Source organism: Gracilibacillus massiliensis (genome assembly GCF_001458115.1).
GTDB lineage: Bacteria > Bacillota > Bacilli > Bacillales > Amphibacillaceae > Gracilibacillus > Gracilibacillus massiliensis.
Genome location: NZ_CZRP01000010.1, coordinates 177,650 through 202,773, shown reverse-complemented (window position 1 = coordinate 202,773; position 25,124 = coordinate 177,650). Strand labels below are relative to the sequence as shown.

Below are 25,124 nucleotides of genomic sequence, written 5' to 3'. Positions count from 1 at the left end.
TAATATATTAAATGAACTTAATAATTTATTTATAACCATCCGTCGTATAATGTTGGGAATATGGCCCAAGAGTTTCTACCGAAGCACCGGAATTTGCTTCGACTACGAGGAGGATGTAAGTTGCTATTTGTCAATTGTTTTAGTGACTTCTCCGAATTGTAAGGAATACTCTAGGTTAATGCCTAGAGTATTTTTTTTACGACAGATGTCCAAAAAGGGGAGAATATAAAATGAGAAAGTTTTTTGAATTTGATAATTTAGGAACAAATTATCGCACAGAAACAGTTGCTGGTATTACTACTTTCTTAGCAATGGCATATATCTTATTCGTTAATCCAAGCATGTTAGCAGCAGACGGTGCAACGGGTATGGATGAAAATGCTGTATTTGTGGCGACAGCCCTAGCAGCTGCGATCGGTACCTTAATAATGGGTGTTTTTGCGAAATATCCAATTGCGCTCGCACCAGGAATGGGTCTAAATGCATTTTTCACGTATACAGTGGTATTAGGTTATGGTATTCCTTGGGAAACGGCTTTAGCAGGTGTTTTAGTTTCAGGTATTATCTTTATTATTTTAACTCTTACAGGTATACGTGAAAAAGTGATTAACGCCATTCCGGCTGTTTTAAAGATGGCTGTAGGTGCAGGTATTGGTTTGTTTATCGCATTTATTGGTTTTCAAAATTCAGGAATAATTGTAGCGGACGATTCTACAATGGTAGCATTAGGTGATTTAACAAATGGACCAACATTACTAGCGGTATTCGGTATCGTTATTACCGTTATTTTAATCACTTTAGGGTTAAAAGGTGGCGTTTTTTATGGAATGGTGATTACTGCTATTGTTGGGATGATCTTTAGCCAAGTTCCAACACCAGAAGCTATTTTTGCACCAATCCCAGACGTTTCACCAACTTTTGGTGCGGCCTTCTCACACTTAGGTGAAGTGTTCACTTTACAAATGTTAGTTGTAATTTTAACTTTCTTGTTTGTTGACTTTTTTGACACAGCGGGTACATTAGTAGCTGTTGCTTCTAAAGCAGGACTAATGAAAGATAACAAATTACCTCGCGCAGGTAAGGCATTATTTTCAGATTCTGCTGCTACCGTTGTTGGTGCAACGTTAGGTACATCAACAACCACATCGTACGTAGAATCTGCAACAGGGGTTGGAGCAGGTGGCCGCTCAGGTTTCACTTCCGTTGTAACAGCAGCTTTATTTATCTTAGCATTGTTCTTCTCCCCTTTACTAGGAGTAGTGACTAATTCGGTAACAGCACCGGCACTTATCATCGTTGGGGTGCTAATGGCTTCATCATTAAAAGATATACCTTGGGATAAGTTCGAAATTGCTGTTCCGGCATTTCTAACCGTGGTGACAATGCCACTTGCATACAGTATTGCTACAGGTATTGCAGTTGGTTTTATATTCTACCCTATTACAATGGTAGCTAAAGGAAAAGTAAAAGAAATTAACCCAATCATGTGGGTGTTATTCATAATCTTCATAGCATATCTAGCATTCTTACATTAAAATATTGTAAATGTAACAAAAACCTTGGTGAAAAACTCCGGGGTTTTTTTAATCATTAATATTGCAATTAGTTTGATTATTTGAAATAGCTTTTGAATATATAAAACTTTTATGTTACAATCGTTTAAAAGCAACTAATGAAAGAGGTTTCATCTATGCCAATTATCCAATCTGTTGATCGAGCATTGAAAATCCTAAATTTATTTAATGATCAACATTCACAATTAAAAATCACAGAAATTAGCACTAAATTAGATTTAAATAAAAGTACCACACATTCTTTACTAAAAACTTTAAAACAACACAATTATATTAAACAAGACTTGGATAGTGGTAAATACAGTTTGGGCTTAAAGTTACTGGAAAGAGGCCAATTTGTCCTTAACAGTATGGATATTAGAGAGATTGCTAGAAAACATTTAATAGATTTGTCGGTTGTTACCGGTCAGACCGCACACCTTGTTATATTAGAGGGTGTTTATGGTGTCTATATCGATAAAGTAGAAGGCGCCTCAGCAATTGTATATTCTCGAATAGGAAAAAGAGTACCTATCCATTCAAGTGCTGTTGGTAAATCATTAATTGCTTATAAAAGTGAAGAGGAAATAGCGAAACTTATAGAAAACTATGAGTTCTTTAAACAGACCCACCATACAATATCAGAAAAACAAGTTTACTTACAAGAATTAGATAAAGTAAGACAATCAGGGTATTCTATAGATAATGAAGAAAATGAACCAGGCATATTTTGTATAGCGGTACCAATCTTTGATCATACCAATCAAGCGATTGCAGCTATTAGTATTTCAACTACAAAACAAACAATTACCACAAAATTAGAAAAAGAAATTGTAGATCAGTTGAAACAGACATGTTCTGAAATTTCTCAAACGTTAGGCAATAAAAGGATTTATCTTTCGTGATAAATTTTTTTATTAACTATATATAAAAACTTAGTTTTATAATGTAAAACATATTAGTTTGAAAATGAGGAGGAAGTGTAAATGAAAGTAATAAGATACAAAAAAAATGAAAGTCAAACACAGTTAGCTGTTATCACAAAAGAAAATAACATCTTTGAGCTTACGTATGATACATTTCAAGATTTACTTAGCCAAACAGAACAGGAAAAAAAATCAGCTCTTCAATTAATAGAAGAGGATATCAAATCGAAATCACCAATCGAAAAGTCTTATTCTGAGTTAGATTTACTGGCACCAATTCAATCAGATGAAGTTTGGGCAGCTGGTGTAACGTATTTAAAAAGTAAGGAAGCAAGAAATCGTGAAGCAAATGTTCAAAAAGATTCTTTTTATGATAAGGTATATGATGCAAGAAGACCTGAAATTTTCTTGAAGTCAACAGCAAGGCGATTGATTGGACCTAATGTACCTGTTGGAATTAGAACAGATTCCAATTGGCAAATACCAGAACCTGAATTAGCATTAGTAGTAAAAGCAGATTGTGAAATAGTAGGGTTTACAGTTGGGAATGATATGAGTAGTAGGGATATTGAAGGGGAAAATCCGCTTTATTTACCACAAGCGAAAATGTGGAAGCATTCGTGTGCTATTGGTCCTGCAATTTTGTTAGCGGATACAGTCGAAGATCCATACAACCTAGAAATAGAGTGTCGGATTGAGCGTAACGGGGAATTAGTAACGAAGGGTAATGCAAATACCTCTATGTTAAAGCGAACTTACAATGAGTTAGTGTCCTACTTAATCAAAGATAACGACATTCTAGATGGAACAACGTTATTAACAGGAACATGTATTATTCCTGATGATAGTTTTACTTTACAAGAGGGTGATGTAATTGAGATAGAAATTGAGTCAATTGGTATTTTAAGAAACCCAGTAAAATTAGCAACTAATTTATAAAAAAAGGAGAATTTGATATGAGTGAAAAAACATTTTTGAATTATATTGGTGGCGAATGGAAAGCATCTGCATCAGGTGAAGTGGTTCAAAGTACGAATCCTGCGAACAAAAACGAAATTGTAGGTAGTGTGCAAAAGTCAACAAGAGACGAATTGGATGATGCCGTTGCCCAAGCAAAAGGTGCACAAAAAGCATGGCGTAAATTAGCGGGAGCGGAACGAGGTAATTACCTTTATCAAGCGGCAGCAATTATGGAAGAAAATTTAGAAGAGATCGCAACAACCATGACAAAAGAAATGGGGAAATCATTACCTGAAGCTAAAGGTGAAACGACTAGAGGGATTCAAATCCTCAAATATTATGCAGGAGAAGGCATGCGTTCAGAGGGTGATGTGATTCCATCAACAGATGCGAGTGCCTTCATGTTCAGTAAACGCGTACCGGTTGGAGTTGTTGGTGTGATTACACCGTGGAACTTCCCTGTTGCGATTCCGATCTGGAAAATGGCACCCGCATTAATTTATGGCAATACCGTTGTATTAAAACCAGCTTCTGAGGGGTCTGTCACTGCGGCAAAAGTCTTTGAATGTTTTGATAAAGCAGGATTTCCAGCAGGTGTAGTTAATTTTGTGACAGGTAGTGGTTCTGTTGTCGGTCAAGGTATCGCGGAACATAACGATGTCAACGCCGTGACCTTTACTGGTTCTAACAATGTAGGTAGGAATATTGGAAATACCGTCGGAGCGCGTGGTGGAAAATATCAACTAGAAATGGGCGGGAAAAACCCGATCATCATTGCGGAAGACTGTGATATTGAAGCAGCTGTCGATGCGACTTTAAGTGGTGGTTTGAAATCTACGGGGCAAAAATGCACCTGTAGTAGTCGTGTCATCGTACAATCGGCTATCTATGATCAATTTAAAGAACGTCTACTTGAAAAGGCAAAAGAGATTACGGTTGGTGATGGTATGGATGGATCAACTTGGATGGGTCCTTGTGCGAGTGAAGGCCAGTTTAATACCGTGAAACATTATATCGCAAAAGGGAAAGAAGAAGGAGCCACACTAGCGTTAGGTGGTAATGTTTTGACGGAGGGTAACCTTAAAGAAGGTTACTATATCGAACCAACGATTTTCGATAATGTAACAACAGATATGACGATTGCACAAGAAGAAATCTTCGGTCCTGTTTTAGCACTAATGAAAGTGGAAACCATTGAAGATGCGATCGATTTGGCGAATGATGTAGACTTCGGTTTAAGTGCTTCGATTTTCACGAAAAATATTGATCATATTTTAGCGTTCATCGACGATATTGAGGCAGGATTAGTAAGAATTAACTCGGAAACAGCAGGTGTCGAATTACAAGCGCCATTTGGTGGCATGAAAGCATCAAGCTCCTACTCAAGAGAACAAGGCCAAGCAGCCAAAGAATTCTTCACAACAACGAAGACAGTGTTTATCAAAGGATAGAAAAGAATAGACTGGAACAAAAGAGTTCTATAATTAAAAAGTCCAAACGCTTCGGAAATCCATCTGAAGTGTTTGGACTTTATGTTATTAGAAGAAAAATGTGACATAATTGAGGTGTCAATTTTGGCATGATGTATATGTTTAGTATCCGCTTCGGCTTGCCCACTCCCCTTTCCATGGGCTTTTTCCTTCAGCTAACTTTTCCAAGCACAAACCGCATGGAAAAGTGGATCTTCAGGAAAAAGGATCCCATAGGAGTGGAAGTGGGCGCCTACGCTTAATGAAGTTCTACAAAGATTACAACTGCTATTATTTTGGTTTAATACAAATTAACAATAAATCTTATTAACTGGATACCGAAGAAATGTAATCTAATGACAAATTCAAAAAAATATTATATAAAGCCAACATGACTATTCTTGCTTTAGTTGTAAAGCATTAAAAAGCGAAGGCGTCCGCTTCCACTCCTGCGGGAAGTTTTTATCCGAAGATCCACTTTTTAAGCGATCTATGCTTAAAAAGTTAGCTGAGGAGAAAAACCCGCGGAAAGGGAAGCGGACAAGCCGTAGCGGTTGTTACGGCAGTACTAAAATCTCAAAATTACCACCTGATTTATGTCTCAGCCTTATTTTTATTTTTCTTTCAATGCTTTCTCCCCAGCTTCTAAAACTTCCACAATTCGATCGACATCATATACGCTGCCTTTCCAAGTACCGCCACTTACTTTTTGTAAAGCAGCCCATAAACGAGTATCATCTGGGAGGTTGTCGGAAGGTTTGATGTCTGCATTGATGCTTCTTGATGCGAGAATAGCAGCACCTTCTTGATACGAAACTTCTTGATCAGCATGTCCGACAAAATTAATTGTACCTTCTAGATTTTTAGCATCGATTCTAACTTCGATGATATCACCGTCTTGAAGCTTACCGATTGGTCCATCAGCTAGTCCTTCTGGCCCAACATGACCAATACAGGCTCCAGTGGATACACCAGAAAAACGAGCATCGGTAATTAATGTTACATATTTACCATACGATAAGTGTTTTAATGCGGAAGTAACTTGGTACGTTTCTTCCATTCCAGTCCCTAACGGCCCGCATCCGGTTAAAATCATAATATCGCCTTTTTTAATTTGCTTTGTTTTAATTGCTTCAATTGCGCTAGCTTCACTAGTGTAGATTTTAGCTTCGCTTTTATGGTAATACACTTGATTTTCATCAAGTCTGGAAGGATCAATTGATGTCGATTTAATGACAGCTCCCTCTGGTGCGATGTTACCAGTTGGAAATGTGACTGTCGACGTTAATCCGCGCTCTTCGGCTTGTTCTTTTGACATGATTACTTCATCTGCATCAATTTGATCTGCTTCTTTTAATTTTTCCTTCATTTTTTGTCTGCGTTCGGAATGTTCCCACCAGTCTAAATTTTCTTTGAGAGTGTGACCAGTAACCGTCATCACGTTTTCACGTAATAACCCCAAATCACGAAGATGTAACATCACTTCTGGAACCCCGCCTGCTAAATAACCACGAATTGTTGGGTGTGGTATTGGTCCATTTGGTAATAAACTTACTAAACGTGGTGTTTCTTTATTGATACGGTGCCAATCTTCAATAGAAGGAATCGTACATTTTGCCGCATGTGCAATAGCAGGTATGTGCAATAGTAGATTCGTAGAACCACCAAACGCCGCATGAACTACCATGGCATTATGGATGGCATCATCTGTCACGATATCTTTGGTTGTCAATTTTTCTTCTTCCATTGCTATAATCGCTCTTGATGATTGACGTGCCATTTCCTTCCATACCTTTTGGCCGGATGGTGCTAGTGCAGCGTGTGGAACTGTCATACCTAGTGCTTCAGCAACGACTTGTGCAGTTGCAGCGGTTCCTAAGAATTGACAGCCGCCGCCTGGTGTTGCACATGCCGCACAACCTAGCTCAGCTGCTTCTTCTAATGATAGTTCATCATTGGAATAGCGCGCACCAATCGTTTGAACCTTGCCAGCATCTTCCCCATATAGAGGAGGTAATGTAACACCCCCAGGAATAACAACGGTAGGTAAATCATGCATCGATGCTAACGCAATTGTCATAGCAGGTAATCCTTTGTCACAAGTAGCGATTCCTAATACTGCATCACGAGTTGGTAACGAGCGAATTAAGCGACGATACACCATTGCTGCATCGTTTCGATATGGGAAGGAATCAAACATACCAGTAGTTCCTTGAGAACGGCCATCACATGGATCACTCACATAGGCAGCAAAAGGAATTCCTGAATGCTGACTAACTTCATTTGCCGCTTCTTTCATTAATATGTCTACTTCCCAGTGCCCGGTATGATAACCTAATGCTAGTGGATTGCCTTCTTCATCCTTTAGGCCACCTTGTGTACTTAGTAATAACACTTGTTTGCCATCTAGGCTGTTCGGACTCCAACCCATCCCCACATTTTGAGATAACCCGAATAAGTCTCCACTTGGAGATTTTCTGAGCATTTTATCAGTTAGAGGCAGTTTGCCGATTGGTCCTCTCGCTACTGTTTTTATATCGTATATCTCTTCAGGATGATTCATTATATTATCTATTTTACTCATATACATTCCCCTCCATCTAAAGCGGTTTCATCATATAGTCTAAGTATAGAGGGTAAGAAAAAGTGTGTCAATAATATAAAAGTGAGTTTTATATTATAAAACAAATCAGTGCTATTTTATTATTTTCATTCCTCAAATTCATCAATCTCAATAGCATTCTTTTTCTTTTGATCCTGGATAAGTCGATGCAAGTGAATCGTCATCATTCCTTGTTTTAAAGATGCATTGATCCGATCTTGTCTTACTGGGAAAGGAAGGTCAATTTGTCTTGAGAAGTCCCCTTGTAAAATCTCTTGTTTTATTAATTTCCCCGACGTTTGAACTGGAAAAAGTGACCCCTTCAATTCCAAAATATTAGAATCCACAAACACCTTTACTTGTTTACGATCTTTAATTCCGGGCAAGTTAACATAAACTACTAGTTCATTATCTAATTCATATATATTAACGGCAGGTATCGGAGGTTTGATAATATGTTCAAAATCATCCCAAAAATTGCCGCCAAAAAATTGATCTAAATTGTTTTTCCATTCATGCATATGTTGAAATGGATCCAAAGCAATCTCTCCCCTTTCATGCGTAGCTATGTTAAAATAGGTTCGCTATAATATAGGATATGAACCTATAAAAAAGGTTGTGCGTAAACGGAGGTGCTATAATGCTTGAAAATGCATTTATTATGGTAGTCATTATCATGGCAATCAATATTGTTTATGTATCACTTTCTACATTAAGAGTGATTTTAACGTTAAAAGGAAGACGCTATATAGCTGGAACAATTGGAACTTTTGAAATCGTCATTTATACATTGGGATTAGGGCTAGTATTAGACAATCTTGGTGAAATTCAAAACTTAGTCGCATACGGACTTGGATATGGTTTAGGGGTGGTAATTGGCTCAATGATTGAAGAGAAATTAGCATTAGGTTATATTACGGTGAATGTGATTTCTTCCAATCCTGATATTTCGTTCACAAGACAACTGAGAGAAAAAGGCTACGGTGTGACCGCTTGGTATGCATATGGGATGGACGGGGATCGATTGTCGATGCAAATTTTGTCACCAAGAAAATATGAACTGCATTTATACGAAACGATCAAGACAATTGATCCAAAGGCCTTTATTATTGCCTATGAACCCAAGCAGATTCATGGTGGTTTCTGGGTGAAGCAAGTAAAAAAAGGGAGGATTCGAAAAAGTGTCGAAAAAGCAGAAGAACAGCAAGAAGCCAAACAAGAAGAAGTTCACAGTCGAGGAGAATGAATCGATTGATGCATGTTTAGAGCGAATCAAACAAGAAGGATATCAACCAGTAAGACGAGTGGAAGAACCCATTTTTATAGAAGAAAATGGAGAAAAGTTTCCATATGGAAGAAACATAATATTTGATGCGAAAATAGCAAAACACGAACATTAAAATGAACTATTATTTTAATGTTCGATTTTTGTTGACAGAGTTCGAGTGCTCTTGTTATCATAATAATGTAGTTAATTAATCTAACAAAACAACAGAAAAACCAATAATTTACTGTAATTAATTCCTCATATAATCTGAGAATATGGCTCAAAAGTTTCTACCCGTCACCGTAAATGATGGACTATGAGGGAAGATGAACGATGATTTTTAGTAGAAAATCATCAGGGTAGTTATGGACTTATAACCTATTCATCTTCTCTCCTGATAGAGAAGATGAATAGGTTTTTTGATATTTTACAAAGAAAAGAGGGATTTCAATGGTACAGGTCGGTGTTATTATGGGAAGTATTTCAGATTGGGAAACGATGAAGCATACATGTGAAATGCTTGAAGAACTAGAAATTAGTTATGAAAAAGAGGTAATCTCCGCACATCGTACACCTGAAGACATGTTCGCTTATGCTGAGAAAGCTCGTGACAGAGGGTTAAAAGTAATCATCGCCGGGGCTGGAGGCGCAGCACATTTGCCAGGTATGGTTGCTTCTAAAACTACTTTGCCAGTAATCGGTGTTCCTGTTAAAACGAGCACAATGAGTGGACTTGATTCCCTTTATTCAATTGTGCAAATGCCAGGTGGTGTACCAGTTGCAACCGTAGCGATTGGTAAAGCTGGTGCTAAAAATGCTGGTATTCTTGCCACCCAAATAATCGGTACATCTAATGAAAAAGTTGCCAAACGTCTAGAAAACTATCAAGATCAAATGAAACAAAAAGTAGCAGAAATGAGGGACCAACTTGCAGACCAATAAATTATTATTCGGATCTACCATCGGAATTATTGGCGGGGGACAATTGGGACGAATGATGACGACAACTGCCAAACATATGGGATATCGCGTTATTGTTTTAGATCCTACTCCAGATTGCCCGACCGCACAAGTTGCAGATCAGCAAATTGTAGCTGCATATGATGACCTAGCAGCAGTCAAACAATTGACAGAGAAAAGCGATGTCGTGACCTATGAATTTGAAAATGTCGATTTAAAGGCGGCTCAAATTTTAGAAGAAGCCGGTATTCTTCCACAGGGTGCTAACTCACTAAAAGTCACACAAGATCGTGAATTAGAGAAAAAAGCAATGGTTGACAGTAACCAGCCTGTTGCCGACTTCGCGATTGTGACGACAACCGAAGAGTTACAGACCGCAGTTGAACGAATCGGTTACCCTTCCGTAGCCAAAACATGTCGAGGTGGCTACGATGGCAAAGGTCAAATCAAGCTTTCTAGTCCAAATGATTTGCAAGAAGCTTCTGAAATGCTAGATTCCGCTGATCGCTTAATTATTGAAAAATGGGTGCCTTTTGATAAAGAAATCTCGATTGTGTTCACAAGAACGAAATCAGGAGAGATGACCTATTTCCCTGTTGCCGAAAATAAGCACCGTGATCACATTTCACATGCAACAATTGCACCTGGTCTTGTGTCAGAACAAATTGGAGAAAAAGCAAGACAGGCAGCAAAAGCTATTGCCGAGACAATCGGTGTGGTTGGAACATTCGCAATTGAAATGTTTGTCTGTGGTGAAGAGATTCTCATTAATGAATTAGCACCACGCCCACACAATTCTGGCCATTATACGATCGAAGCATGTAATGTTTCTCAATTTGAACAGCATATTCGCGCAATTTGTGGTTTGCCACTTATTCCAGTTCACGCTCACGGTGGTGCAGTAATGGTCAATTTGCTTGGTAAAGATGTCGAACCTTTTTTCAATCAATTAGAAGACAATCCTTCTGCACATATTCACATGTACGGCAAAGCCGAAAACAAGCCACTTAGAAAAATGGGTCATGTAACATTTATTGGGGACGATCCATTAATCATATATAATGAACTAGTAGAAAAAAAGATAATCGAAAACTAGGAGGAAACATTCATGATCGAACGTTATACAAGAGAAGAAATGGGAAAGATTTGGACAGATGAGAATCGTTTTAATGCGTGGCTTGAGGTGGAAATTTTAGCATGTGAAGCTTGGAGTGAGTTAGGTATCATTCCGAAAGAAGATGTAAAAGAAATAAGAGCAAATGCCTCATTTAATATTGATCGTATTTTTGAAATTGAACAAGATACACGTCACGATGTGGTTGCATTTACTCGTGCGGTTTCGGAAACGTTAGGTGATGAAAAGAAATGGGTGCACTATGGTTTAACTTCAACGGATGTAGTCGATACGGCACTTTCCTATATGCTGAAACAAGCCAACCAAATTATCCGTCGCGATATCGTAAACTTCATTGAAATTTTAAAAGAAAAAGCAATTGAACATAAAAATACTGTAATGATGGGACGTACTCATGGTGTACATGCTGAACCTACCACATTTGGTCTGAAGCTGGCGCTTTGGTATGAAGAAATGAAACGTAATTTAGAGCGTTTTGATGCAGCGGCCAAAGTGATCGAGACTGGTAAACTATCAGGCGCAGTAGGTACCTACGCGAATATCGATCCTTTTGTAGAAAAATTTGTTTGTGAAAAATTAGGCTTACAAGCAGCACCCGTTTCGACACAAACTTTGCAACGTGATCGTCATGCTCAATATTTATCAGCAATAGCACTTGTCGCAAGTTCTATTGAAAAATTCGCGACAGAAATTCGCGGTCTGCAAAAAACAGAAACACGTGAAGTGGAAGAATTCTTTGCAAAAGGACAAAAAGGATCTTCTGCCATGCCGCATAAACGTAACCCGATCGGTTCGGAAAATATGACAGGTATGGCGCGCGTCATCCGTGGTTACATGATGACAGCTTACGAGAATGTATCATTATGGCATGAACGTGATATTTCCCACTCATCGGCAGAACGTGTAATTTTACCGGATGCGACGATTGCACTTAATTATATGTTGAATCGTTTTGGCAATATCGTGAAAAATCTAACGGTATTTCCTGAGAATATGAAACGTAATATTGATCGTACCTATGGTGTGATTTTCTCTCAACGTGTATTACTTTCCTTAATTGATCAAGGAATGAGTCGTGAAGAGGCATACGATATGGTACAACCAAACGCAATGAAAGCATGGGAAACCGCAACACCATTCCGTCAGTTAATTGAACAGGAAGAACGGATTACCAGTACATTATCGAAAGAGCAATTAGATGATTGCTTTGATTATACCTACCATTTAAAAAATGTCGATCAAATCTTCAAAAAAATCGGCTTAGCATAAGGAGCGTGTAACGAGATGAAGGACAAGTTGTTATATGAAGGAAAAGCGAAGCAAGTGTTTACCGTCAAAGATCAGCCAGAATTGTTAGTCCTTTCTTATAAGAATGATGCAACAGCTTTTAATGGAGAGAAAAAAGCAGAATTCCAAGGTAAAGGTCGTTATAACAATTTAATTTCTGCCAAAGTATTTGAATACTTACATCAGCATGGTGTCAGTAGTCATTTTAAAGAAGCCTTAAACGAAACCGAGCAATTAGTTGAAAAAACGACGATCATTCCATTAGAGGTAGTGGTGCGAAATGTCGCGGCAGGAAGCATTGTTCGCCGCACAGGGATCGAAGAAAAAACGATTTTTTCACCGCCACTAGTCGAACTTTTTTATAAAAAGGATGAGCTTGGTGATCCGCTCATTAACGATGAGCATGCCTTGCTTTTAACAGATGCTACAGAGGCCGACCTCAAGCAAATTAAAGAAATGGCGCGCCAAGTGAACGAACAACTGCAAAGCTTTTTCAAAGAAATCAATTTACAGCTTGTCGACTTCAAACTCGAATTTGGACGAAATGCTAATCGAGAAATCGTATTATCTGATGAAGTAAGTCCAGATACATGCAGACTATGGGACATTGCAACAGGCGAAAAAATGGATAAAGACGTGTTTCGCGAAGATCTAGGAGATTTAGTCACTGTATATGACAATATTTTAACGAGACTGGAGGCAAAACAATGAAACTAGTAAAAGTACACATCACATTAAAAGAGGGCGTTTTAGACCCACAGGGAAAAGCAGTACAAGGATCTTTAAATACATTAGGTTATGACAACGTACAAGAAGTTCGTGTCGGTAAATATCTTGAATTAACGGTAAATGATGATGCCAATATTGAGAAAGAAATTGAAGATATGTGTAATAAGTTACTTGCTAACCCAGTTATTGAAAATTACTCCTATACAGTGGAAGAGGGGGTTACACAGTGAAATTTGCTGTCGTTGTCTTCCCAGGCTCCAATTGTGACCGCGATATGTACTATGCGGCAAAAGATGCACTAGGAGAAGAAGCAGATTTAGTATGGTATCAGGAAGCAAATCTTGATGGATATGATGCGGTTTTAATCCCTGGTGGCTTCAGCTATGGTGATTATCTTCGTTCTGGTGCGATTGCATCTACTTCTGATATCGTCAAGCAATTACGCACACAAGCAGAAAAAGGTATTCCGATTCTTGGTGTCTGTAATGGATTCCAAATTCTACTAGAGTCTGGTTTACTTCCAGGTGCGATGCTTCGAAATCAAAATTTAAAATTCATGTGCCATTTTGAAAACTTAGTTGTTGAAAACAATGACACACTTTTCACCTCAAAATATCAAAAAGGTGAAGTTGTCTCGATTCCAATTGCCCATCATGATGGAAACTACTATTGTGATGATCAAACACTTGCTAAATTAAAAGAAAATAACCAAATTGTATTTTCTTATCAAAATAATCCGAACGGTTCTGTGGCAGATATTGCTGGAATCATTAATGAACAAGGAAATGTGTTAGGAATGATGCCACACCCGGAACGTGCAGTAGAAGCTATTTTAAATAGTGATGATGGCTTAAAACTATTCCAATCAATGTTAGAAAACTGGAGGGAACGTTATGTTGCAGGCGCCTGAATTAAGTCCAGAACAAGTAGAACAAGATAAAGTCTATCAGGAAATGGGCTTAACAGATAAAGAATATGACATGATCAAAAACATTATGGGTCGACGTCCAAACTTCACGGAAATCGGCATTTTTTCGGTAATGTGGTCAGAACATTGCAGTTATAAAACATCGAAGCCATTACTAAGCAAATTCCCAACGGAAGGTCCTCAAGTCGTGCAAGGGCCTGGTGAAGGTGCTGGTGTGGTAGATATCGGTGATGGTCAAGGTGTCGTATTTAAAGTCGAAAGTCATAATCACCCTTCAGCAGTTGAGCCATATCAAGGTGCTGCAACAGGTGTAGGTGGTATTATTCGTGACGTATTTTCGATGGGAGCTCGCCCAATTGCTTCCCTAAATTCACTGCGCTTCGGTAATTTGAATACAGGCCGCGTCAAATACCTTTTTGATGAAGTCGTACATGGGATTGCTGGTTATGGCAACTGTGTAGGGGTTCCAACCGTTGGCGGAGAAGTGCAATTTGATGATTGTTATGAAGGAAATCCACTTGTGAATGCAATGTGTGTTGGTTTAATCGATACCAAAGATATTCAGAAAGGGATTGCAGCAGGAAAAGGCAACACGATTATGTATGTTGGTTCTAAAACTGGACGTGACGGTATTCACGGGGCAACCTTTGCTTCAGAAGATTTGTCAGAGGATTCCGAAAGCAAACGTTCCAACGTACAAGTTGGTGACCCTTTTATGGAAAAATTATTAATTGAAGCATGTTTAGAAGTGATTCATTCCGATGCATTAGTAGGTATTCAGGATATGGGCGCAGCTGGTCTCACATCATCTGCAAGTGAGATGGCAAGTAAAGCTGGTATGGGAATGGAAATGAACTTAGATCTAATTCCACAGCGTGAAGAGAATATGAGCGCCTATGAGATGATGCTATCTGAATCTCAGGAACGTATGCTTTTATGTGTGAAAAAAGGTGAAGAACAGGAAATCGTTGATATTTTCAAAAAATATGATCTGGAAGCAGTAGCTGTAGGTGAAGTAACAGATGATAAAATGTTCCGCTTATTGCATAAAGGTGACGTTGTAGCTGATATTCCAGTTGATAATCTGGCAGAAGACGCACCAATTTTTCATAAAGAATCAAAAGTTCCTGTATTTTATGAAGAATATCAAAAGATGCCTGACTACAAACCGGAAGTGAACGATCATGCAGAAACATTGAAACAATTATTACAGCAGCCTACGATCGCTAGTAAAGAATATGTCTATGATCAATACGATTCAATGGTACAAGCAAATACCGTTTTCTCACCAGGATCTGACGCGGCAGTAGTTCGAGTGCGTGGTTATGATAAAGCGATCGCGATGACAACCGACTGTAATTCTCGTTATATTCATTTAGATCCTGAAGTAGGCGGTAAGATTGCCGTAGCAGAAGCAGCTCGTAACATAGTTGCATCTGGTGCAAAGCCACTTGCCTTAACAGATGGCTTGAACTTCGGAAATCCAGATAAACCAGAAAACTTCTGGCAAATGGAAAAAAGTGTGGAAGGTATGAGTGCCGCAAGTTTACGCCTTAATACACCAGTTATTAGTGGGAACGTATCACTTTACAATGAATCAAATGGCCAAGCGATTTTTCCAACGCCTGTTGTAGGTATGGTTGGTTTACATCAATCACTAGCAGACATTACGCCATCTCATTTTCAAAATGAAGGCGATCTTGTTTATGTGATCGGTGAGACAAAAGCAGAATTTGGTGGCAGTGAATTACAAAACCTTTTAGAAGGAAAGTATTTTGGAAAAGCTCCAGCAATTGATTTAGATACAGAAGCAAAACGCCAGGAACAATTACTAGATGCCATTCGTGCAGGGTTTGTTTCCTCTGCCCATGATCTTGCAGAAGGTGGACTAGCCGTTGCGATAGCGGAAAGTCTATTTAATGAGAAAGGGCTAGGTGCAGAGATTCAGGTAGATGGTGATTTAACGAGTGGATTATTTAGTGAATCACAATCACGATTCTTAGTATCGATTCCAGAAGACAAACGTGAGGCATTTGAAGCAAAAGTAGAAGATGCAAGATTGTTAGGAACAGTAACTTCGTCTAATAGACTAGTAGTACGAAATGGTGACAAGGAAGCAATCACTGAAGACGTAGAATCATTACAACAGCTATGGAAAGGAGCTATCCCGTGCTTGCTGAAATCAAAGGCTTAAACGAAGAATGTGGAGTATTTGCGATCTGGGGACATGAAAAGGCTGCAGAAATGACGTATTACGGTCTTCATGCCCTCCAGCATCGTGGACAAGAAGGTGCAGGGATTGTCACGACAGATGGTGAAAAACTGAACGTCCATAAAGGTGTCGGTTTAATTAATGATGTCTTTTCAGAAGGGGAAGTTTCACGCTTAACAGGGCATGCAGCGGTAGGTCATGTCCGTTATGCAACACAAGGTGGCGGCGGATTTGAAAATGTCCAGCCACTTGTGTTCCGTTCTCAAACAAATAGTATGGCATTAGCTCATAACGGTAATTTAGTGAATGCCCACCAATTAAAAAGCCAATTAGAAGCACAAGGTAGTATTCTGCAAACTACTTCAGATACAGAAGTAATTGCCCACTTAATTAAACGAAGTGGAAATGTACCAATGGAAGATGCGATTAGCTCAGCGCTTGGCATGATAAAAGGTGCTTATGCATTTTCAATTTTAACTGAAGATCAGCTATTTATCGGATTAGACCCACGTGGATTACGTCCGTTATCGCTTGGTCGCTTGGGTGATGCTTATGTGGTTGCTTCTGAAACTTGCGCATTTGATTTGATTGGTGCAACCTATGAAAGAGAAGTGTATCCTGGTGAGTTAATTATCATTGATGAAGATGGCTTACGTACGAGGCAATTTACCTCTCCAATGGAGCGTACGCTTTGCTCGATGGAATACGTATATTTTTCCCGTCCAGATAGTGATTTGAATGAGACAAATGTCCATGCGAGTCGTAAAACAATGGGGAAACAACTTGCGACAGAGTCACCAGTAGAAGCAGATGTCGTAACCGGTGTACCTGATTCCAGTATCTCTGCAGCCATTGGTTTCTCAGAAGCAACCGGAATTCCATATGAGCTCGGGTTAATTAAAAATCGTTATGTCGGCAGAACGTTTATTCAACCATCACAGGAACTGCGTGAACAAGGTGTGAAAATGAAGCTATCAGCAGTTCGCGGGATTGTCGATGGTAAACGAGTCGTCATGGTAGATGATTCAATCGTCCGTGGTACAACGAGCCGACGTATCGTTCGTTTATTAAAAGAAGCAGGTGCAACCGAAGTACATGTTCGGATTGCCTCGCCACCAATTCAAAATCCATGTTATTATGGAATAGACACGTCAACAAAAGGTGAATTGATCGCAGCGAATCATTCATTAGAAGATATGCGCGAAATCATCGGTGCCGACAGCTTATCCTTTTTATCAACAAAAGGCTTGGAAGCATCGATTGTAGCAGATCGTGATCGCCGACAGCATGGTGTCTGCCAAGCTTGTTTCACTGGAAATTATCCAACGGAAATTTATCCGGATACAGTGATTCCTGCTTATAAAGAGTAAAGTGGCCATAAAACGGTGGAAAGTGGCCATAAAATGTTAAGAAGTGACCATAAAAGTAGAAAAAGTGGCCATAAAAAGCCTGGAAGTGGCCATAAAACCATCAAAAGTGGCCATAAAACTTCCAGGCACAAAAAGGAGTTCAAATAATGAGTGATATCTACAAAGATGCTGGAGTCGATGTTCATGCAGGCTACCAGGCAGTCGATTTAATGAAAAAGCATATCGCAAAAACAAATCGTCCCGAAGTAATCGGTGGCGTTGGAGCATTTGCAGGCCTTTTTGATTTAAGTAAATTCTCATATGAAGAACCAGTACTAGTTTCAGGAACAGATGGTGTCGGAACAAAGCTAAAGCTTGCTTTTGAAATGGATAAGCATGATACAGTCGGAGTCGACTTAGTTGCGATGTGTGTCAATGATATCGTTGCTCAAGGTGCCGATCCACTATTTTTCCTGGATTACATCGCATGTGGTAAAAATCAACCGGAAAAAATCGAACAAATCGTTAAAGGCATCACAGATGGATGTGTGCAGAGTAACGCCGCATTAATTGGTGGTGAGACAGCGGAAATGCCTGGGATGTATGAAGATGATGAGTATGATCTCGCAGGCTTCGTTGTTGGAATTGCTGATAAAAAGCAAATCATCACAGGTGATAGCATTCAAGCAGGGGACAAAGTGATTGGCCTTGCATCATCTGGAGTTCATTCCAATGGTTTTTCACTAGTACGTAAAATTATAGAAGATAAAGGTCTCAACTACCAAGATCAAATTGAGGAATTATCGACCACTTTAGGAGAAGCCCTTCTCGAACCAACCAAGATCTATACCAAAGCGATTCAACAATTAAAGTTAGACCTTACGATTAAAGGGATTAGTCATGTAACTGGCGGTGGTTTCTATGAGAACCTACCACGTGCATTACCTGAAGGTTTAGGTGTGAACATTCAAAAAGGTTCATGGCAAAAGCCGGCCGTTTTTGATTATTTACAAAAACAAGCAGAACTAAAAGAAGAAGATATGTATGGCGTATTTAACATGGGGATCGGAATGGCAGTAATCGTTGATGCACATGAAGCGGATATGGCACTCCAATTGTTAGAAGATATCGGTGAACAGGCCTATGTTATCGGTGAGGTTACAACAGAAGCAGGGGTGACATTTTCCAATGACTAAAATAGCAGTATTTGCGTCAGGAACCGGAAGTAATTATGATGCCATTATTGAAGCTGAAAAAAATGGTACGCTAGATGCAGAGGTAGCATTACTGGTTTGTGATACACCTAATGCAAAAGTATTAGAAAAAGCAAACGAGTACGGTACTCCGACATTTGCATTTGATCCGAAACAATATCGAAATAAAGAAATGTTTGAAGCGAAGCTAGTAGAAATACTTCAATTAGAAAAAGTAGATTTAATCGTCTTAGCAGGATACATGCGTCTGATCGGTGAAACATTACTTCGTCCGTTCGAAGGAAAAATCATTAATATTCATCCATCACTTTTACCAGCATTTCCTGGACTAGATGCGATTGGACAAGCATTTGATGCTGGAGTAAAGGTATCTGGAGTAACCATTCATTATGTAGATGAAGGGATGGATACCGGAAAGATTATTGCGCAAGCACCTGTTCAAATTGAAGATGATATGAGTAGAGAAGATTTACAAAAAGCGGTTCAACAAGTGGAACATACGCTTTATCCAGCAACGATTCAGAAATTGATTACGAGAGGAGAATAACGTTGAAAAAACGTGCTCTATTAAGTGTATCAGACAAAAGTAATTTAGTTCCTTTTGCTAAAGGATTAGATAAATTAGGTTATGAATTAATATCAACAGGTGGAACATTAAAAGCTTTAAAAGAAGCAGACTTACCAGCAAAAGCTGTTTCAGAAATTACAGGTTTTGAAGAAATTTTAGATGGCCGCGTAAAAACGTTGCATCCTTATATTCATGCAGGATTGCTAGCACGTCGTGATGAAGAATCACATGTGAAACAACTAGCTGAACGTGATATTGCACCAATTGATGTCGTAGTCGTTAACCTTTATCCATTTAAAGAAACGATTGCAAACCCTGATGTGACAGAAGAAGATGCAATTGAAAACATTGATATTGGTGGACCAACGATGTTGCGAGCAGCATCTAAAAACTTCCGTGATGTAACAGTAGTAGTCGATCCAACGGACTATGATGCTGTGCTTGACAACCTAGGAGACAACGGTGGCACAGCGGAATTCCGCAAGACATTAGCCGCAAAAGTATTCCGTCATACGGCAAACTATGATGCAATGATCGCGAATTATTTTGTCGATATTACAGATGAGGAAGACCCTGAAACAGTTACCCAAACGTTTGAAAAGGTTCAATCCCTAAGATATGGGGAGAACCCACATCAAAAAGCAGCTTTCTATAAAGAAGGAAATGTCAAAGGTGCATCGATTGCCAATGCCAAACAATTACATGGCAAGGAATTATCGTATAACAATATTCAAGATGCCAATGCTGCTTTAGAAGTGGTATTAGAATTTGGTGAGCAGCCTGCAGCTGTTGCGGTAAAACATATGAACCCATGTGGAGTTGGAATTGGTGAGACGATTTCAGAGGCTTATCAAAAAGCATACCAGGCAGATCCTGTCTCGATTTTCGGTGGTATTGTTGCACTTAACCGTGAGGTAGATGAAGCAACTGCCGATCAATTAAAAGATATTTTCTTAGAAATTGTGATTGCGCCAAGCTTTTCCGAAAAAGCAATTGAGATCCTAACGGTAAAGAAAAACATTCGTTTACTAGAAACACCGATGGAAATCAATGAAACAGATACTAAAAAAGTAGTCAGTGTGATCGGTGGGCTACTAGTGCAAGATCGTGATAATGGAAAAATTTTAGCAAATGATCTTGAAGTGGTAACAGATCGTAAACCAGATGCAAAAGAAATCGACGAATTACTGTTCGCGTGGAAAGTCGTAAAACATGTGAAATCAAATGCAATTGTAGTTGCCAAAAGTGATCAAACATTAGGTGTTGGTGCTGGACAAATGAATCGTGTCGGTGCTGCTGCGATTGCCTTTGAACAAGCAGGCGAAAAAGCTCAAGGTGCCGTGATGGCATCAGACGCCTTCTTCCCAATGCCAGATACCGTTGAAAATGCAGCAAAAGCAGGAATTAAAGCGATCATTCAACCAGGTGGATCCAAACGTGATCAGGATTCAATTGATGAATGTAACAAACACGGAATTGCGATGGTATTAACAAAAATGCGTCACTTTAAGCATTAAAGCGGAGGATTCTCAACAAGTTGAGAATCCTTTCCTATATTCGAAATATAAGGAGGCTCTCCCATGAAAGTATTAGTAATCGGCGGTGGCGGACGTGAGCATATCATTGTCAAAAAATTAAAGGAAAGCGAACGCGTCACAGAAATCTTCGCAGCGCCAGGTAATGGTGGTATTGCAGAAGAAGCTACCTGTGTACCGATAAAAGACGATGCCATCGATGAATTAGTAACTTTTGCCTTAGAACAGCAAATCGATTGGACAATTGTTGGTCCAGAAGTCCCTTTAACAAAAGGTGTCGTTGATGCTTTCCGTAATCAGAATTTAAAAGTATTCGGTCCAACAAAAGATGCAGCAATTATCGAAGGCAGTAAAGATTTTGCGAAAGCATTTATGCAACAATATGATATTCCAACAGCAAAGTATCAGACATTTACAGATGTAGAAAAAGCAAAATCATACATAAAACAAGAAGGCGCACCAATCGTTGTCAAAGCAGACGGACTTGCGGCAGGTAAAGGTGTGGTCGTTGCCATGACAGATCATGAGGCATTAGATGCAGTAGAAAATATGTTAATTGATAATAAGTTTGGTGATGCCGGAAGCCGAGTTGTGATTGAAGAGTATCTAGAAGGTAAAGAATTCTCCCTTTTTGCGTTTGTAGATGGAGAGAACGTCTATCCAATGGTATCAGCACGTGATCATAAGCGCGCGTATGATCATGACGAGGGACCAAACACTGGGGGAATGGGTGCTTTTTCTCCTGTTGCGGATCTTGATCCAAGTCATGTCGAGTTCACAGTTGAAAAAATCTTAAAGCCAGTTGCAAAAGGGATGAAGCAAGAAGGTCGTAAATATACTGGCGTTTTATATGGTGGGTTAATCGAAACAAGAGAAGGACCGAAAGTAATCGAATTTAATGCCCGATTCGGTGATCCGGAAACACAGGTAGTGCTTCCGTTACTAGAAAATGATTTAATCCAAGTAATTGAGGATGTAACAGCTGGAAAGGATCCACAATTAAGTTGGAAAGATGGATATGCGATAGGTACAGTTGTCGCATCCAAAGGTTATCCAGGATCTTATTCGAAAAATGTGAAGCTTCCAGATTTAGATACTGCCAATTCTGATGTTTACGTGATTCATGCAGGAACAGGTCAATCCGAAGATGGTAGCTTTCACTCCACTGGAGGCAGAGTCCTTCTCGTTGGCTCACTGCAAAATAGTCCAGAAAAAGCACAGACCGAAATTTATAATTACCTCTCACGTTTTGATAGTTCTGATGATTTTTTCTATCGCAAGGATATTGGGTTTTCAAAATAATACTTTTGATTTAAGCACCACAGTTGATGAAAACTGTGGTGCTTTTTAAATGCAAGAAGGAGCAGTCGATTTGCAAGAAGCGCACTTAAAATGCAAGAAGGAGTAGCTGATCTGCAAGAAGGGCGCTCTGAAATGCAAGAAGGAGCAGTGGATCTGCAAGAAGGGCGCTTAAAATGCAAGAAGGAGCAGTGGATTTGCAAGAAGGGCGCTTGAAATGCAAGAAGGAGCAGCTGATCTGCAAGAAGGGCGCTCTGAAATGCAAGAAGGAGTAGTCGATTTGCAAAAAGCGCACTTGAAATGCAAGAAGGAGCAGCTGATCTGCAAGAAGGGCGCTCTGAAATGCAAGAAGGAGTAGTCGATTTGCAAGAAGCGCGCTTAAAATGCAAGAAGGAGCAGCTGATCTGCAAGAAGCGCACTTAAAATGCAAGAAGGAGCAGTGGATTTGCAAGAAGCGCGCTTGAAATGCAAGAAGGAGCAGCTGATCTGCAAGAAGGGCGCTCTGAAATGCAAGAAGGAGCAGTGGATTTGCAAGAAGCGCGCTTAAAATGCAAGAAGGAGCAGCTGATCTGCAAGAAGGGCGCTTGAAATGCAAGAAGGAGCAGTAGATTTGCAAGAAGGAGTAGTCGATCTGCAAAAAGGCGCTTAGAATGCAAGAAGGAGCAACCGATCTGCAAAAAGAGCAATCGGAAATGCTAGAAAAAAAGCATAACTCTAGCTAATTATTAGAAGGATAAATCACATAATTAAATTTCTTGGGAGAGAAATATCAATTTAAATCAACAGTTTTGACATTCAACCCTTACAAAAGTATAATTACTTACATAAAGTAAGTTGAATAACAGGAGGACTCTTATGAAATTTCATCAAAAACCGAATACGTATGTAAGTCATGTAAAAATAAATGTGCAAGATTTAAATAGGTCCATTCAATTTTATCAACAAATTGTAGGATTTGATATATTAGAGAAAACAGACTCACAAGCAATATTAACAGCAGACGGCAGAACAAGTATTTTATCATTACAACAACCAAAAAACGCAGAACCAAAACAAGCAAGAACTACAGGACTATACCACTTCGCTATTCTATTGCCTAATCGTTCAGATCTTGCAAATTTTGTATTCCATTGTATCAAAAACAATGTCAGATTAGGCTCATCAGACCACCTTGTCAGTGAAGCATTATATTTCAATGATCCTGATGGAAATGGAATTGAAGTTTATATTGATAAAGATCCTAACACATGGACATGGCAAAATGATCAGGTTGTGATGGCGGTAGACCCGTTAGATTTTGAGGATCTATTAAAAGAAGGTCAGCAAGGCGCATGGCAAGGTTTACCTGCTCAAACCGTAATGGGTCATATTCATTTACATGTAGCAGCTATAGCTAAAACAAAATTTTTCTATGAAGAGGGATTAGGATTTGAAACTGTTTGTCAATTTGGTGATCAAGCGTTATTTATCTCAACAGGTAAGTATCATCATCATATTGGACTAAACACATGGAATGGTGTTGGTGCACCATCACCATCTGAAAATAGTGCAGGACTTGTCTCTTTTACACTTACCTATCCAAGTAAAGAAGTATTAAATAATACCTTATCCAACTTAACAGCAATTGGAGTACATGTGGAACAACAACAGAAACAAGCGACTATTAAAGATCCGTCAGGGAACAAAATAGTTTTATCCATTTAAAACAAGAACTGCTTACCATATATAGGTAGGTGGTTCTTTTTTTGTATGATAAAATGGAATTACTATCATCATAGGAGTGATCTCGTTGGTACGAAATATGCAATCAAAAGTATATGAAACGAAACGGATTTTGCGAAAACAAGCATTGCACACTATTCTAGAGCAATTAGACAATCGTGTAATGAAATTGTCGAAGAAAGATCGTCGTAAAAAATATCATAAAATGAAACAAGATGTCTATAGTTTCTATAGAGGTGGTGCTTATTTATTTTATTATGATGTCAGCAACATCCCGTTTAGCTTCCATGCGAACGAAGAAAAAGCGACATGGATTATGGGTGACATGCATTTTGATAATTTTAGTAGTTTTCAAGATGAAGAGGGCAACCTTGTTTTTGATGTAGACGATTTTGATGAAGGATACCTGGGTTCCTATTTATACGATATTTTAAGAATGATTGTTAGTATTCGTTTGTTAGCAGAACAACAAGGTGTGACAGAGCAAGATGAATTAGTCATATCCTTTCTAAAAGCATATAGTAAACAAATCAAAAAGTTTGCGAAACGTGAAGAGGATCCCACTCAACTTCATTTTACGCTAGAAAACACCAAAGGACCTATCAAAAAGACATTGGAAAAACTCGAAGAGCGCAAACAGACACACGAATTGCATAAACAAACGATTCTTAATGAACAAGGGGGAAGAGAGTTTAATCGAGATAAGGAAAAATTAGAAGAAGTTACAGCAAAAGAATATAAAGAAATAATCGATAATTGGCATAAATATTTAGCATCATTACCAACTGATTTATATAAAAATGAGCAACATTATCAAATAAAAGACATTGTTAAGAAAACAGGATCAGGCGTCGCATCAACAGGTTTAAAAAGATATTATGTGTTAATCGAAGGAGTTCATAACGATGATCACGATGACGTTATATTAGAGGTAAAAGAAGCACGTCCAGCAGTACCAGCATATTTTCTCCCTTATAACGAACTATTTTGGAGCAAGTATCCACATCAAGGAGAACGAGTAGTCGCCACCCAAAAAGCGATGCATCATCAAGCAGATGCTTATCTAGGTTACTTCACGATCGGAAAGCGTGAATTTTATGTAAGGGAACGATGTGCTTATGATAAAGATATATCGCTCAAGCATTTAAACGAGTTAAAACCAATCAAACAATCAGTGAAGAATATGGGGAAAATCGCAGCAAAAATTCATGCTAGAGCTGATCAAGATATTCAAGCAGATTTATTAGACTATCATAGTGAAGAGGAGATTCATAACAGGATTAAAGAAAATAAAGATGCTTTTATTCATGAGCTTGTCCTATGGTCACGTTTTTATAAGAAACAAGTAGAAAAAGATTATGAGTTATTTCTGGATTGGTTAGAAACCTATTTTTACAAAAATAATTAAA

Annotated in this window: 23 protein-coding genes and 2 riboswitches; of the genes, 21 read left to right on the top strand and 2 right to left on the bottom strand. The window is 38.8% G+C overall.

Annotated elements, in window-relative coordinates:
* Positions 1–22 precede the first annotated feature (22 nt).
* A riboswitch (purine riboswitch) is annotated at positions 23–125 on the top strand.
* A 105-nt stretch (positions 126–230) separates the two neighbouring features.
* The 4 genes from BN3107_RS03175 (at position 231) to gucD (ending at position 4,890) form a co-directional block, all read left to right on the top strand.
* Positions 231–1,535: an NCS2 family permease gene (locus BN3107_RS03175; RefSeq protein ID WP_058306194.1), complete on the top strand. Its 1,305-nt coding sequence runs from the start codon at positions 231–233 to the stop codon at positions 1,533–1,535.
* A gap of 155 nt (positions 1,536–1,690) precedes the next feature.
* On the top strand, positions 1,691–2,458 hold the full coding sequence (locus BN3107_RS03170) for an IclR family transcriptional regulator (RefSeq protein ID WP_058306193.1): 768 nt from the start codon (positions 1,691–1,693) through the stop codon (positions 2,456–2,458).
* Positions 2,459–2,539: 81 nt separating this feature from the next.
* Positions 2,540–3,418, top strand: a complete 879-nt coding sequence (locus BN3107_RS03165) for a fumarylacetoacetate hydrolase family protein (RefSeq protein ID WP_058306192.1) — start codon at positions 2,540–2,542, stop codon at positions 3,416–3,418.
* A 17-nt stretch (positions 3,419–3,435) separates the two neighbouring features.
* Positions 3,436–4,890, top strand: coding sequence for an alpha-ketoglutaric semialdehyde dehydrogenase GucD (gene gucD, locus BN3107_RS03160; protein ID WP_058306191.1), 1,455 nt, complete (start codon positions 3,436–3,438; stop codon positions 4,888–4,890).
* Between the two features lie 631 nt (positions 4,891–5,521).
* On the opposite strand, the gene BN3107_RS03155 is transcribed toward gucD, so the two are convergent.
* Together BN3107_RS03155 and BN3107_RS03150 are read right to left on the bottom strand one after the other, a co-directional pair.
* On the bottom strand, positions 5,522–7,492 hold the full coding sequence (locus tag BN3107_RS03155) for a YjhG/YagF family D-xylonate dehydratase (RefSeq protein WP_058306190.1): 1,971 nt from the start codon (positions 7,490–7,492) through the stop codon (positions 5,522–5,524).
* Positions 7,493–7,617: 125 nt separating this feature from the next.
* On the bottom strand, positions 7,618–8,049 hold the full coding sequence (locus tag BN3107_RS03150; protein ID WP_058306189.1) for an Hsp20/alpha crystallin family protein: 432 nt from the start codon (positions 8,047–8,049) through the stop codon (positions 7,618–7,620).
* A gap of 101 nt (positions 8,050–8,150) precedes the next feature.
* Here BN3107_RS03150 and BN3107_RS03145 point away from each other — a divergent pair, with 101 nt between their 5' ends.
* The 17 genes from BN3107_RS03145 to BN3107_RS03075 all read left to right on the top strand — a co-directional run bounded on the left by BN3107_RS03145 (position 8,151) and on the right by BN3107_RS03075 (position 25,123).
* Positions 8,151–8,756, top strand: coding sequence for a DUF2179 domain-containing protein (locus tag BN3107_RS03145; protein ID WP_058306188.1), 606 nt, complete (start codon positions 8,151–8,153; stop codon positions 8,754–8,756).
* Positions 8,692–8,910, top strand: a complete 219-nt coding sequence (locus BN3107_RS19285; protein ID WP_077065036.1) for an NETI motif-containing protein — start codon at positions 8,692–8,694, stop codon at positions 8,908–8,910. Before BN3107_RS03145 ends, BN3107_RS19285 begins: the two co-directional genes overlap by 65 nt.
* A gap of 105 nt (positions 8,911–9,015) precedes the next feature.
* Positions 9,016–9,114: riboswitch (purine riboswitch) on the top strand.
* A gap of 113 nt (positions 9,115–9,227) precedes the next feature.
* Complete coding sequence (purE, locus tag BN3107_RS03140; protein ID WP_058306187.1) at positions 9,228–9,719, top strand: 5-(carboxyamino)imidazole ribonucleotide mutase; 492 nt, start codon at positions 9,228–9,230, stop codon at positions 9,717–9,719.
* Entirely contained in the window at positions 9,706–10,833 is a 1,128-nt protein-coding gene (purK, locus tag BN3107_RS03135) for a 5-(carboxyamino)imidazole ribonucleotide synthase (RefSeq protein WP_058306186.1), read from the top strand. The genes purE and purK overlap by 14 nt, the downstream gene beginning before the upstream one ends.
* A 12-nt stretch (positions 10,834–10,845) precedes the next feature.
* The gene (gene purB, locus BN3107_RS03130) at positions 10,846–12,141 is read left to right on the top strand and encodes an adenylosuccinate lyase (protein ID WP_058306185.1); all 1,296 of its coding nucleotides are present in this window, start codon (positions 10,846–10,848) and stop codon (positions 12,139–12,141) included.
* A 15-nt stretch (positions 12,142–12,156) separates the two neighbouring features.
* Positions 12,157–12,870 (top strand): phosphoribosylaminoimidazolesuccinocarboxamide synthase, encoded by a 714-nt coding sequence (gene purC / locus BN3107_RS03125; RefSeq protein ID WP_058306184.1) that lies wholly within the window; start codon positions 12,157–12,159, stop codon positions 12,868–12,870.
* Positions 12,867–13,118 (top strand): phosphoribosylformylglycinamidine synthase subunit PurS, encoded by a 252-nt coding sequence (purS, locus tag BN3107_RS03120; protein WP_058306183.1) that lies wholly within the window; start codon positions 12,867–12,869, stop codon positions 13,116–13,118. Before purC ends, purS begins: the two co-directional genes overlap by 4 nt.
* Positions 13,115–13,798, top strand: a complete 684-nt coding sequence (gene purQ, locus BN3107_RS03115) for a phosphoribosylformylglycinamidine synthase subunit PurQ (protein WP_058306182.1) — start codon at positions 13,115–13,117, stop codon at positions 13,796–13,798. The genes purS and purQ overlap by 4 nt, the downstream gene beginning before the upstream one ends.
* A complete protein-coding gene (gene purL / locus BN3107_RS03110; protein ID WP_058306181.1) occupies positions 13,782–16,010 on the top strand; it encodes a phosphoribosylformylglycinamidine synthase subunit PurL in 2,229 nt (742 codons plus the stop codon). Before purQ ends, purL begins: the two co-directional genes overlap by 17 nt.
* Positions 15,986–17,398 (top strand): amidophosphoribosyltransferase, encoded by a 1,413-nt coding sequence (gene purF, locus BN3107_RS03105; protein WP_058306180.1) that lies wholly within the window; start codon positions 15,986–15,988, stop codon positions 17,396–17,398. Before purL ends, purF begins: the two co-directional genes overlap by 25 nt.
* Before the next feature lie 146 nt (positions 17,399–17,544).
* Positions 17,545–18,573, top strand: a complete 1,029-nt coding sequence (gene purM, locus BN3107_RS03100) for a phosphoribosylformylglycinamidine cyclo-ligase (protein ID WP_058306179.1) — start codon at positions 17,545–17,547, stop codon at positions 18,571–18,573.
* Complete coding sequence (gene purN, locus BN3107_RS03095; protein WP_058306178.1) at positions 18,566–19,138, top strand: phosphoribosylglycinamide formyltransferase; 573 nt, start codon at positions 18,566–18,568, stop codon at positions 19,136–19,138. Before purM ends, purN begins: the two co-directional genes overlap by 8 nt.
* A gap of 2 nt (positions 19,139–19,140) precedes the next feature.
* Positions 19,141–20,676 carry a bifunctional phosphoribosylaminoimidazolecarboxamide formyltransferase/IMP cyclohydrolase gene (gene purH / locus BN3107_RS03090; RefSeq protein WP_058306177.1) on the top strand — a complete coding sequence of 512 codons (1,536 nt, stop codon included), beginning with the start codon at positions 19,141–19,143 and terminating at the stop codon, positions 20,674–20,676.
* 63 nt (positions 20,677–20,739) lie between these two features.
* Entirely contained in the window at positions 20,740–21,996 is a 1,257-nt protein-coding gene (gene purD, locus BN3107_RS03085; protein WP_058306176.1) for a phosphoribosylamine--glycine ligase, read from the top strand.
* A 214-nt stretch (positions 21,997–22,210) separates the two neighbouring features.
* Positions 22,211–22,351, top strand: a complete 141-nt coding sequence (locus BN3107_RS19720) for a hypothetical protein (protein ID WP_156416105.1) — start codon at positions 22,211–22,213, stop codon at positions 22,349–22,351.
* A 497-nt stretch (positions 22,352–22,848) separates the two neighbouring features.
* On the top strand, positions 22,849–23,697 hold the full coding sequence (locus tag BN3107_RS03080) for a VOC family protein (protein WP_058306175.1): 849 nt from the start codon (positions 22,849–22,851) through the stop codon (positions 23,695–23,697).
* Positions 23,698–23,782: 85 nt separating this feature from the next.
* On the top strand, positions 23,783–25,123 hold the full coding sequence (locus BN3107_RS03075; RefSeq protein ID WP_231735242.1) for a DUF2252 domain-containing protein: 1,341 nt from the start codon (positions 23,783–23,785) through the stop codon (positions 25,121–25,123).
* Position 25,124: the final 1 nt, after the last annotated feature.